The 12,082-nt window shown below is 70.8% G+C and carries 9 protein-coding genes; 2 read left to right on the forward strand and 7 right to left on the reverse strand.

The features are described from left to right. Window positions 1-205: 205 nt before the first annotated feature. From pstB to ACFVX6_RS24395, 6 genes are all read right to left on the reverse strand, one after another. Entirely contained in the window at window positions 206-982 is a 777-nt protein-coding gene (gene pstB / locus ACFVX6_RS24370; protein ID WP_389694717.1) for a phosphate ABC transporter ATP-binding protein PstB, read from the reverse strand. A gap of 55 nt (window positions 983-1,037) precedes the next feature. After that, window positions 1,038-2,120: a phosphate ABC transporter permease PstA gene (gene pstA / locus ACFVX6_RS24375; RefSeq protein ID WP_389694719.1), complete on the reverse strand. Its 1,083-nt coding sequence runs from the start codon at window positions 2,118-2,120 to the stop codon at window positions 1,038-1,040. Further along, window positions 2,120-3,109 (reverse strand): phosphate ABC transporter permease subunit PstC, encoded by a 990-nt coding sequence (gene pstC / locus ACFVX6_RS24380; RefSeq protein WP_389694721.1) that lies wholly within the window; start codon window positions 3,107-3,109, stop codon window positions 2,120-2,122. The genes pstA and pstC overlap by 1 nt, the downstream gene beginning before the upstream one ends. Window positions 3,110-3,240: 131 nt before the next feature. Next, entirely contained in the window at window positions 3,241-4,377 is a 1,137-nt protein-coding gene (gene pstS / locus ACFVX6_RS24385; RefSeq protein ID WP_389694723.1) for a phosphate ABC transporter substrate-binding protein PstS, read from the reverse strand. 302 nt (window positions 4,378-4,679) lie between these two features. Next, entirely contained in the window at window positions 4,680-5,636 is a 957-nt protein-coding gene (locus tag ACFVX6_RS24390) for a CHAD domain-containing protein (protein ID WP_389694725.1), read from the reverse strand. Then, window positions 5,617-7,947 (reverse strand): RNA degradosome polyphosphate kinase, encoded by a 2,331-nt coding sequence (locus ACFVX6_RS24395; protein WP_389694727.1) that lies wholly within the window; start codon window positions 7,945-7,947, stop codon window positions 5,617-5,619. The genes ACFVX6_RS24390 and ACFVX6_RS24395 overlap by 20 nt, the downstream gene beginning before the upstream one ends. Before the next feature lie 707 nt (window positions 7,948-8,654). Here ACFVX6_RS24395 and ACFVX6_RS24400 point away from each other — a divergent pair. Beyond that, entirely contained in the window at window positions 8,655-8,939 is a 285-nt protein-coding gene (locus tag ACFVX6_RS24400; protein WP_389694729.1) for a hypothetical protein, read from the forward strand. Between the two features lie 84 nt (window positions 8,940-9,023). Here ACFVX6_RS24400 and mshD read toward each other — a convergent pair whose 3' ends face one another. Continuing rightward, on the reverse strand, window positions 9,024-9,962 hold the full coding sequence (gene mshD, locus ACFVX6_RS24405; RefSeq protein ID WP_389694731.1) for a mycothiol synthase: 939 nt from the start codon (window positions 9,960-9,962) through the stop codon (window positions 9,024-9,026). 205 nt (window positions 9,963-10,167) lie between these two features. Between mshD and ACFVX6_RS24410 the strand changes: the two genes are divergently transcribed. After that, entirely contained in the window at window positions 10,168-11,991 is a 1,824-nt protein-coding gene (locus tag ACFVX6_RS24410; RefSeq protein ID WP_389694733.1) for a bifunctional metallophosphatase/5'-nucleotidase, read from the forward strand. Window positions 11,992-12,082 lie beyond the last annotated feature (91 nt).

Raw genomic sequence — 12,082 nt, forward strand, 5'->3', positions numbered from 1 at the left:
GCCCCCCACCCCCCAGACGTAGAATGATCCGGCGACCACCTAGATCTACACTTGGACTTTCGTCGGCAGCGTCTGTTGTTTATAAGACACAGTCACGGCACCGGGGAAAGACGCGGGCCGGTTCCCCCCACCCAGGGGGAACCGGCCCTTTCGCCTTGCGGTGGCACCGCCATGCAGCACCGCAGGACGCTCAGCACATCCCGGTTTAGCCGAAGCGGCCCGAGATGTAGTCCTCGGTCGCCTGGACGGACGGGTTCGAGAAGATCCGGTCCGTGTCGTCGATCTCGACCAGCTTTCCGGGCTGGCCGACCGCGGACAGGTTGAAGAAGGCCGTGCGGTCGGAGACGCGCGCCGCCTGCTGCATGTTGTGCGTCACGATGACGATCGTGAAGCGCTCCTTGAGCTCGCCGACCAGGTCCTCGATGGCGAGGGTGGAGATCGGGTCGAGGGCCGAGCAGGGCTCGTCCATCAGCAGGACCTGGGGCTCGACCGCGATGGCGCGGGCGATGCACAGGCGCTGCTGCTGGCCGCCGGAGAGGCCGGAGCCGGGCTTGTTCAGGCGGTCCTTGACCTCGTTCCAGAGGTTGGCGCCCTGGAGGGACTTCTCCACGATGTCCGCGAGCTCGGACTTCTTGAAGGAGCCGTTGAGGCGCAGTCCCGCCGCCACGTTGTCGAAGATCGACATGGTGGGGAAGGGGTTCGGACGCTGGAAGACCATGCCGACCGTGCGGCGGACCGCGACCGGGTCCACGCCGGGGCCGTACAGGTTCTCGTCGTCCAGCAGCACCTTGCCCTCGACGCGGCCGCCGGGGGTGACCTCGTGCATGCGGTTCAGGGTGCGCAGGAAGGTGGACTTGCCGCAGCCGGAGGGGCCGATGAAGGCGGTCACGGAGCGGGGCTCCACGGTCATTGAGATGTCGTCGATGGCCTTGTGGGCGCCGTAGAAGGCGGACAGTCCGCTGACGTCGATTCGCTTTGCCATGGTGGTTACTTCGCTTTCTGTGGTCACCGCGGCGGAGCCGCTAATGGACTCGCTCTTAGCGACCGGTCTTGGGGGCCTTCCAGCGGGCGATGCCGCGAGCCACCAGATTGAGGATCATGACGAAGGCGATCAGGACGAGCGCTGCGGCCCATGCCCGGTCGTAGGAGGCTTCACTGCCGACCTTGTACTGCTCCCAGATGTACAGGGGGAGCGAGGACTGGGCGCCTTCGAAGGGGTTGTTGTTGATCAGCTGGGTGCCGAAGACCAGCAGCATGATCGGTGCGGTCTCACCCGCGATGCGGGCGACGGCCAGCATCACGCCGGTGGCGATGCCGCCGATGGCCGTGGGGAGCACGACCTTGAGGATCACGCGCCACTTCGGCACGCCGAGGGCCAGGGCGGCCTCGCGCAGCTCGTTGGGGACGAGCTTGAGCATCTCCTCGGTGGAGCGGACCACGACGGGCATCATCAGGATCGACAGGGCCATCGCGCCGGCGAAGCCGGAGGGGCCGAAGCCGAGCATCAGGTTCCACGTCGTCAGGATGAACAGACCCGCGACGATGGAGGGGATGCCGGTCATGACGTCGACGAAGAAGGTGACGGCCTTGGCGAGCGAGCCCTTGCCGTACTCGACCAGGTAGACGGCGGTCAGCAGGCCGATGGGGGCCGAGATCGCGGTGGCGAGGGCGACCTGCTCGATGGTGCCGAGGAGGGCGTGGTAGACGCCGCCGCCGGCCTCGAAGCTGGTCACGCCGTTCATCGAGTGGCCGAGGAAGTCCCCGTCGAGGACCTTCATGCCGCGGCTGATCGTCGTCCACAGCAGCGAGAGCAGCGGGACGAGGGCGAGGATGAAGCAGACCCAGACGACGGAGGTCGCGACCCGGTCCTTGGCCTGGCGGCGGTTCTCGACGATCGAGCTGGCCGTGTACGTGATGACCACGAAGAGGACGGCCGCGAGCAGACCCCACTGGATCTTGCTGTGGAGTCCGAAGAGGGCGCCGAGGGCGCAGCCGAGGACGACCGAGACGACGGCGATGCCGGCCGGGGCCCAGCGGGGCAGGTGGCCCTGCGTCAGGCTGCCGGGGGCGACGGACCTGGCGGCCCGGGAGGGGCGCGGGTCCTGGAGTGCGTGGCTCATCAGGCGTTCGCCCCCGAGAAGTCCTTGCGACGGGCGATGATCAGCCGGGCGGCGCCGTTGACCAGCAGGGTGAGCAGGAAGAGCACGAGGCCGGAGGCGATCAGGGCGTCGCGGCCGAACTCGTTGGCCTCGTCGAACTTCGCGGCGATGTTCTGCGCGAACGTGCCGCCGCCCGCGTCCAGGATGTGGCCGGAGATCAGGAAGCTCGGGGAGAGGACGGTCGCGACGGCCATGGTCTCGCCGAGCGCGCGGCCGAGGCCGAGCATCGAGGCGGAGATGACTCCGGAGCGGCCGAAGGGCAGGACCGACATCCGGATGACTTCCCAGCGGGTCGCGCCGAGGGCCAGTGCGGCCTCCTCGTTCATGCGCGGGACCTGGAGGAAGACCTCGCGGCTGACGCTGGTCACGATCGGCAGGATCATGATCGCGAGCAGGATGCCGACGGTGAAGAGCGAGCGGGCGACGCCGACCTGGGTCTTGTCGAAGACGTAGGTCCAGCCCATGTACTCGTCGAGCCACAGGTTCAGGCCGCCGAGGTAGGGGACGAGGAAGAGGGCGCCCCAGATGCCGTAGATGATCGACGGCACGGCGGCCAGCAGGTCGACCACGTAGGCGAGGGGCGCGGCCAGCTTGCGCGGCGCGTAGTGCGAGATGAAGAGGGCGATGCCGACGGCGATCGGAACCGCGATGAGCATCGCGATGATCGAGCTGACGACGGTGCCGAAGAGCAGGACGGCGATGCCGAAGACGGGGGGCGTGGCCGAGGCGTTCCAGTCGAACGTGGTGAGGAAGTTGCCCTCGTTGTCGGCCAGCGCGATGGAGGCGCGGTAGGTGAGGAAGGCGGCGATCGACGCCATGATCACCAGGAGCAGGATTCCGGAGCCCTTGGAGAGGCCCGCGAAGATCTTGTCACCGGCGCGGCCGGTGGACCTTCCGCTCTTGGAGACAGGCGGAGCCGTGTCTATCTGGGTGGGTGTGATGGAAGCCATGATCTTTCCGGTCTGGACGGGGGCAGGCCCCCTGGCGGCGGTGCACCGGATCCCCTGGGTGGAGGGGAAGGTCCCCGGGCCGGCCCGCTCCCCGGACGGGGGGAGCGGGCCTGTGGTCCCGGAGGTCTGGATTAGGCGAGCTTCGCGATGACTTCGCGGACCTTGGCGTTGATCTCGGCCGGGATCGGCGCGTAGCCGTTCTCGAGGAGGATCTTCTGGCCCGCGTCGGACGCGGTGTAGTTCAGGAAGGACTTCACGGCCGGGAGCGTCTCGGCCTTGTTGCCCTTGTCGCAGACGACCTCGTAGGTCACCAGGACGATCGGGTACGCACCCTCGGCCTTGGTGGCGTAGTCGAGCTTCAGCGCCAGGTCGTCGCCGGTGCCGGAGATCTTGGCGGCGGCGATGGCCTTGGAGGCGTTCTCGCCGGTGGCCTTGACCGGGGCGGCGGCGCCCGTGGCGACGTCCACGGTCTTGATGCTCTGCGAGGAGGCGTAGGAGAGCTCGAAGTAGCCGATCGCGCCGTCGACGGCCTTGACCTGCGAGGCGACACCGGCGGAGCCGGAAGCGGCCTGGCCACCCGGGGCCGGCCACTTCTTCGCGGCCTCGTAGGTCCACGCCTCGGGGGCGGCGGCCTTGAGGTACTTGCCGAGGTTCTCGGTGGTGCCCGAGTCCTCGGAGCGGTGGAAGGCCTGGATCGCGGTGGCGGGAAGCGTGACGCCCGGGTTCAGCTTCTTGATCGCCTCGTCGTCCCACTTCTTGATCTTGTCGTTGAAGATCGCGGCGAGGGTGGGGGCGTCCAGGACCAGCTTGTCCACGCCGGCGACGTTGAAGCCGATGGCGATGGGGCCGCCGACCATCGGCAGGTCGATGCCCTGGCCGCCGGTGCAGATCTTCTTCGACTCTTCGACGGCCTCGGGCTTCAGCGCCGAGTCCGAGCCGGCGAAGCCGACGGTGCCCTGGTTGAAGGCGACGATGCCCTCACCGGAGGAGGAGGACTTGTAGTTGACCTCGATGCCGGGGCAGGCGGCCATGTACGCCTTCACCCACAGGTCGACCGCGTTCTTCTGCGCGGAGGAGCCCGAGGCGAGGAGCTTGCCCTTGGCGTCGTCGCACTTGATGTCGCCCACGGCGGCGGAAGGCTTGCCCGAGGCGCCGGCGTCGTTCTTGGTGTTGTCGTCCGAGCCGCACGCCGTGAGGACCAGGGCGCCGGACACGACGAGCGCCCCGAGGGCGGAGGCACGAAGCATGTTCTTGCGCTGAAGCTTCACTTTCGGGTGTTTCCTTCCAGAAGCCGCCGGCCGCTTTCTGAATCGGGGCGGCGTGCGAAGAGGACTACGTCGGTTGCCCGGAGGAATCGTCCGGCTTCGCGGCGACTCGCTCCCTGCTCCTACGAAGTTAGGCAGATCAGGTGAAGCGGCCGACCGCGGTAAGTGAACGGACGGTGAACCGTGGCGGACGGGGTGGTGTGTCCGTGCGGGTCGGGCATCCGACGTCATCTCCCGTTACCCCGCCGTTACCGTTGCGTGACCCGTCGCGGGTGCGTGCGCTGCCGTTGGCGGGGCCGCCGGCGTCAGACCCCGGCGTGGCTTGAATCAGCCGGTTGCCACAGGTGCTGGAAGGTGGCGCGGGAGGCTTCGACCTCGTGGCGCTGGTCCGCGTGCAGGACGCCCAGGGCGTAGGCCGTCGCCGGGGCGATGCGGGGGGTGCGAGCTGCCGTGGCCGAGGCGGCGGCGGCTTCCGCGGCGTCCCGGTGGCGGGTCAGGGCCTCGCCCGCGACCGTCAGGCGGGCCACGTCGCCGCCCAGGGCCTCCTGGGCGTAGCGGTGGACGCGCAGCAGGCGGCGCACCTCGTTCCACGCGCTGTCGTGGTCCGCGTCGTACGGGTGCGAGGGCGAGGGGGCCGGGAGGGAGCGCACCGCCGTGGACAGGCGGGAATGAGCCACCTCGGCGAGGGGGAACAAGACGTCGTCCACCCGGCCGCGGGCCGCTACGGGGTCCAGGGGGACCTCGGAGGCCAGGACCGCCACCGCGTCCGCGACCGCGTGGAAGCGGGAGGAGCCCAGGGCTTGCAGGGTCGCGGAGTGGGCCCGGGTACGGGCCAGGGTGAGCTGGCGCTCCAGCAGGGCGCCCGCGCGGGCGGAGCCCACGGTCAGCGAGCCCGCCGTACCCCTGGGGGCCGGCACCTCGGGGTTGCCCGACAGCCGCTGCAAGGCGTCCATCAGTCGCAGCAGCCGGGCCGCGTACGCGTGCTCGTCGGCCAGGGTCGCCGACAGCCAGACCAGCTCGGTGCGCAGCGAATCAGCCCAGGAGGAGTCGGCCACCGCCCTGAACGTGGACAGGGAGCAGGAGATCCGGCGCGCAGCCCCCCGCAGGCTGCGCGCCGCCTCGCTGCCCCCGGCGCTGCCGTTCGCGGCACCCTCCTCGTGCAGGCGCAGGCCCCGCAGGAATGCGGTGGCCTGCGCACGCAGGTACGTACCGAGTACGGTGCCTGCCGTCGTCGCGGTCAGGTCATGGTTTGGCTGAGCCACGCCGGCGCCTCCGGGCGTCAATGAGCATCTCCTGAACGTGCCGCAGCGGCTGGCCCTCGCTGTCGGTGCTGTGCCGGGTCCATTCGCCGTCCGGGCCCAGGTGCCAGGAGGTGGTGGCGTCGGACATTCCGGTTTCCAGCAGCCGGTCCAGTGCCGCGCGGTGGGCCGGGTCGGCGACCCTGACCAGTGCCTCGATACGGCGGTCGAGGTTGCGGTGCATCATGTCGGCGCTGCCTATGTACACCTCGGGTTCGCCGCCGTTGCCGAAGGCGAAGACCCGGGAGTGCTCCAGGAAGCGGCCGAGGATCGAGCGGACCCGGATGTTGTCCGAGAGCCCGGGGACACCGGGGCGGATCGCGCAGATGCCGCGGACCCAGATGTCGATGGGCACGCCCGCCTGCGAGGCCCGGTAGAGGGAGTCGATGAGTGCCTCGTCGACGATGGAGTTCATCTTGAGGCGGACGTACGCGGGGCGGCCCGCCTTGTGGTGGGCGGCCTCCTTGTCGATCCGGGAGATCAGGCCGTCGCGCAGCGAGCGCGGGGCCACCAGCAGCCGGCGGTAGGTCTCGCGGCGCGAGTAGCCGGAGAGCCGGTTGAAGAGGTCGGAGAGGTCCGCGCCGACCTGCGGGTCGGCGGTGAGCAGGCCGAGGTCCTCGTAGAGCCGTGCCGTCTTGGGGTGGTAGTTGCCGGTGCCGACGTGGGAGTAGCGGCGCAGCGTGTCGCCCTCCTGGCGGACGACGAGCGACAGCTTGCAGTGGGTCTTGAGGCCGACGAGGCCGTAGACGACGTGGCAGCCGGATTCTTCGAGCTTGCGCGCCCACTTGATGTTGGCCTGCTCGTCGAAGCGGGCCTTGATCTCGACGAGTACGAGGACCTGCTTGCCGGATTCGGCGGCGTCGATCAGGGCGTCCACGATCGGGGAGTCGCCGGAGGTCCGGTACAGCGTCTGCTTGATCGCGAGGACGTCCGGGTCGGCGGCGGCCTGCTCCAGGAAGGCCTGCACCGAGGTGGAGAAGGAGTCGTACGGGTGGTGCAGGAGCACGTCCCGTTCGCGCAGCGCCGCGAAGATGTCGGGCGCGGACGCGGACTCGACCTCGGCCAGGTCGCGGTGCGTGCCGGCGACGAACTTCGGGAACTTCAGCTCCGGGCGGTCCAGGGAGGCGATCCCGAAGAGCGCGGTGAGGTCCAGGGGGCCGGGGAGCGGGTACACCTCGGACGGATTGACCTTCAGCTCCTGCACGAGCAGGTCCAGGACCCCGGGGTCGATGGACTCCTCGACCTCCAGGCGCACCGGCGGGCCGAAGCGGCGCCGCATGAGCTCCTTCTCCAGGGCCTGCAGGAGGTTCTCGGCGTCGTCCTCCTCGACCTCGAGGTCCTCGTTGCGGGTCACGCGGAACATGTGGTGCGCGAGCACCTCCATGCCGGGGAACAGCTCCTCCAGGTGCGCGGCGATGACGTCCTCCAGCGGGACGTAGCGCTGCGGGGAGGCCTCCAGGAAGCGGGAGAGGAGCGGGGGGACCTTGACCCGGGCGAAGTGGCGGTGGCCGCTCACGGGATTGCGTACGACCACGGCCAGGTTCAGGGAGAGGCCGGAGATGTACGGGAACGGGTGCGCGGGGTCCACGGCCAGCGGGGTGAGCACCGGGAAGATCTGGTTGCGGAAGAGGGTGAAGAGGCGCGCCTGCTCCTTCTCGGTGAGGTCGGGCCACCGGATGAGGTGGACGCCTTCCTCGGCGAGCTGCGGGCAGATGTCCTGCTGGAAGCAGGCGGCGTGGCGGGCCATGAGCTCGCGGGAGCGGGTCCAGATGAGGTCGAGGACCTCACGGGGCTGCAGGCCTGAGGCCGAACGGGTGGCGACGCCGGTCGCGATGCGGCGCTTGAGGCCGGCGACGCGGACCATGAAGAACTCGTCGAGGTTGCTGGCGAAGATCGCCAGGAAGTTCGCGCGCTCCAGGAGGGGCGTGGCGGGGTCCTCGGCGAGCTCCAGGACGCGCTCGTTGAAGGCGAGCCAGCTGCGCTCCCGGTCGAGGAAGCGGCCCGGGGGCAGCTCACCGGTGTCCTTCTCGTCGTAGGCGTCCAGATCCGCGTCGAGATCCGGTTCCAGATCGACGTGCGGGCGGTGGGCGGCTATGGACCCCAGGCGGGCGTGGGCGCCGGTGGCCGCGCGTGCGGCGACCGCCTCGGGCGTGGCGGCGCGTGCGGCCGCGGCGGCGGAGATGTCCGCGGCCGATGGTGCGGACGGGGACGCGAACTTCTGCGGCGGCTGCTGGGTGGGGACCTCGGTGGGGGCTGCGCTGGGCTTGTGGCTCATGACTCCATTCTTCCGCGCACGCGGGAGGACAGGCGCGTCGGACGGGTCTGCCGTCGGTCGGAGTCGGGGCTGCATGCGGTCAGCTTCGCGACCGCGCATTAATGCCCGGTTAATGGCGTATGGCTTCCAGGGTCCGGGCGGGGGTCGGCTGGTGCGGGGGTCGTCTGGTGCCGACCGGGAGCGGGGGAGCCGCGGCTGCGCCGGCGAGGCGGAGGCTTCAGCGGCCCGGGCCGGCCCCGGTGGGGTCGCCGGCGGGTTCGGCCCGCCGGGGCCGCATCCGCGAAGCCCGCGCTGCGGGCCTGCGGGCGCGTGGCCGGCGACGCCGGCGGGAGAGGTGTCAGCGGGTGCGTGGGGGCAAGGGGTGTTCTAGCGTCGGTGGGAGGGAGGGATGTCCTGCCGAGCCGGTCCGGTACGGGGACCGGGCCCCGGCCGTGCGACGGTCGCGTGTGCTCGGCGCCGCTCCGCGTGGTCCGGACGTTCGGGTCCGGGCGCCTCCACTTCCCGGTCCGGGCAGTTCAGGTCCGGGTCCGGGCAGGTCCCGGGTCCAGGTCCGGGCAGTTCAGGTCCGGGTCCGGGCAGGTCCCGGGTCCAGGTCCGGGCAGTTCAGGTCCGGGTCCGGGCAGGTCCCGGGTCCGGGTCCGGGCAGGTGGTCTGGGGCCGGGCTCTGGCGTGGGCCGCGCGGTGATCCCGGAGAGCAGGTACGTCCCATGCGCACGTCGACCCGTATCGCCAGTGTCCTCGCCGGTCTGACCCTCGCCCTCGGTGGCGCGTCCCTGGCGGCCCCGGCCGTCCACGCGGCCCCCGCGGACGTCTCGGCCTGCATCAGCCAGGTCGAGCGGGAGCTGAAGGGCGGCGAAGCTCCGGCGTCCGTCCGCGCGTCCTGCTACGTCGCGCTGAGCGGCGCCCAGGACGAATGCGTGACCGGCCTGACCGAGGGCGCCGGTGTGACCAAGGGGACCGCGGAGACCGCCTGCAAGCTGGGCGCCGAGTAGGACCGAGTAGGACGCAGTAGGGCCGGGTGGGAGCGCCCCCGGCCGGCACCCGGCCCGGGGCGGGCCGGGTGCCGACCGGGCGCGTCAGCTCTCCGTGCGGTACATCAGGTCCACCTCGTGGGTGGAGAAGCCGAGGCCCTCGTACACGGCCAGGGCCGCCGGGTTGTCGGCGTCCACGTAGAGCATCGCCGTGGGCAGGCCCGCCGCGGCCAGGTGGCGCAGGCCGATCGCGGTGAGGGCCTTGCCGAGGCCGCCGCCCTGTGCGCCGGGGCGCACCCCGAGGACGTAGACCTCGCCCAGCTGCTGCTCGGCGTGCACCTTCGTCCAGTGGAAGCCGATCAGTTCGCCGTCGCGCTCCGCCAGGAAGAAGCCCTTGGCGTCGAACCAGGGCTGCGCGATGCGGTCGTTCAGGTCCCGCTGCGTGAGCGAGCCCTGCTCGGGGTGGTGGGCGAAGGCCGCCGCGTTGACGGCCAGCCAGGCGGCGTCGTCGGAGCCGGGCACGAAGGTGCGTACGGTCACGCCCGCGGGCAGGACGGCCTCCGGCAGGGGGGCCGTGTCGGCGTACGCGCCGAGCGGGCGGCGGAGCTGGCGCAGTTCGCGGAACAGGGTCAGGCCTAGCACCTGCGCGAGGTGGCGGGCCGCTGACTTGCCGCCGTGCGCCCACACCCGGATCCGCTTCCCGGAGGCTGCCAGCAGGGCGGTGCCCAGCGCCCGCCCGTGCCCGCGCCCGCGCAGCGCGGGGTGGACGACGAGTTCGGCGGCGGGGGCCTCCACCGGGTCGGTGTCCTCCAGTTGCCCGTACGCGGTGAGCCGCCCGTCGGAGGTGAGGAGGAAGTGGCGGATCCCCTCCCGCGCTCCGCCGCGCAGCTGGAGCCGGCCCTGCTCGGACACGGCGGTGGTGCCGTCGGTGCGGGCCGCGTCCTCGATCAGGGCGAGAACGGCGTCGGCCTGTTCGTCCGTCAGTTCGTCGAGGGTCTGGATCTGCCGTCCCGGCTCCAGGACCACTGCTGCGTCGTCAGTCATGGAACCGAGCCTACGACCACGGTGGGGGCCCGGTGGGGTGCGGCCCGTGCGGGTGCCCGGTCAGCCGCGCGGACGGCCCCGCCGACGGGCACTCGTCTCCTGCGTGTAACCAGCTCGATACCCGTACCCCCTGTCGCGCTACGCGCGTTGACTCTAGGCTTCGGCAGACTTCTCACGATGTATCGCTGTCCGCAAAGGGGACCAAATGTCAGCGACGCCACAACGGCACCGCCGAACCCGCCGGTTGGCCCTCACCGCTCTCGCCGTGGCCACGGCCGGCGGTGCGATGATCGCCGCCGCCCTTCCGGCCGGAGCCGCGAGTGGTGACGGATACGGCCAGGACCACGGCCGCACCGTCGACGTACAGATGCTGTCGTTCAACGACCTCCACGGCACGCTGGAGCCCCCGCAGGGCTCCTCGGGCACCGTGACCGAGCGTCAGGCCGACGGCACCACCAAGGCCATACCCGCGGGCGGTGTCGAGTACCTCGCCACCGGCCTGCGCGAGGCCCGCAAGGGCCACCGCTACTCCGTCACCGCCGCGGCCGGCGACATGATCGGCGCCAGCCCGATGGTGTCCGGCCTCTTCCACGACGAGCCGACCATCGAGGCGCTCAACGACCTCGACCTGGACGTGAGCAGCGTCGGGAACCACGAGTTCGACGAGGGCAAGACCGAGCTGCGCCGCATGCAGTACGGCGGCTGCCACCCGGTCGAGGGCTGCTTCGAGTACGGCAAGGAGTTCGGCGGAGCCGACTTCAAGTACCTCGCCGCGAACGTGGTGGACGAGAAGACCAAGCGGCCGATGATGAACCCCACCTTCATCTGGAAGAAGGGGGACGTGAAGATCGGCTTCATCGGCGTCACCCTGGAGGGCACCCCCGACGTCGTGACCGCCGACGGGGTCAAGGGCCTCAAGTTCGGTGACGAGGTCGAGACGGTCAACAAGTACGCCGAGGAGCTGAACCGGCAGGGCGTGAAGTCGATCGTGGCCCTGATCCACGAGGGTGGCCTGCCCGCGAGCGGCGCGTACAACTACGACTGCGACGTGCCGGGCGCCGGCGCCGGCATCTCCGGGGCCATCGTCGACATCGCGAAGAACATCTCGCCGAAGGTCGACGCCCTGGTCACCGGCCACACGCACCAGGCGTACGCGTGCAACGTCCCCGACCCGGCGGGCAACCCGCGCACGGTCACCTCGGCCGCCTCGTACGGCCGGCTGTTCACGGACACCACGCTGACGTACGACCGCGCGACCAAGGACATCGTCCGTACGCCGGTCAAGTCGCCGAAGCCGCTCCAGAAGGTCGTCACCCGCGACCAGCCCAAGGCCCCGGACCTGACCGAGCTGATCCAGCGCTGGAACGCGCTGGCCGCGCCGATCGCGAACCGTCCGATGGGCTACATCTCGGCCGACATCCCGGGTCGCGGCTCGGCGGAGTACGAGAAGCCGCTCGGTGACGTGATCGCCGACGCGCAGCTGGAGGGCCTGGCCCCGGCGGCCAAGGGCGGCGCCCAGCTCGCCATCATGAACCCCGGCGGCATCCGCGCGGACCTGGCCTACAAGGCCGCCGGCACCGAGGGCGACGGGGTGGTGACGTACGGGGAGTCGTACACGGTCCAGCCGTTCACCAACATGATGACGGTCGTCGACCTGACCGGCGCCCAGCTGATCACCACGCTCCAGCAGCAGGTCAGCGGACCGGTCAACGGGGTGAGCCCGAAGATCCTGCAGATCTCCAAGGGCTTCTCCTACACCCTGGACACCACCAAGGCGGGCGCCGAGCGCATCGTCGTGGACTCGGTGAAGCTGAACGGCGAGGCCATCGACCCCGCCCGTACCTACCGGGTCGCGATGAACGAGTTCCTCGCGGGCGGCGGTGACGGCTTCGGCGTCCTGAAGGAGCACAAGAACAAGCTGGTCGGCGCGTCCGACCTGGACATCTTCAACGCCTACCTGACCGGGCACTCCTCGGCGGCCGCGCCGCTGGCCCCGCCGGTGGCGGACCGGATCACGGTCATCAAGTAGCACCTGCCTCTGGAGGGGCGGCGGGCGCTCACCCCCCACCCCCCCCTGCGCTGCCCCGCCGACGGCACGGTGCGGGCGGGCGGCGCGGACA

Origin of the sequence: Streptomyces sp. NPDC058289, from assembly GCF_042880975.1 — a bacterium.
Lineage (GTDB): Bacteria > Actinomycetota > Actinomycetes > Streptomycetales > Streptomycetaceae > Streptomyces > Streptomyces stoeckheimensis.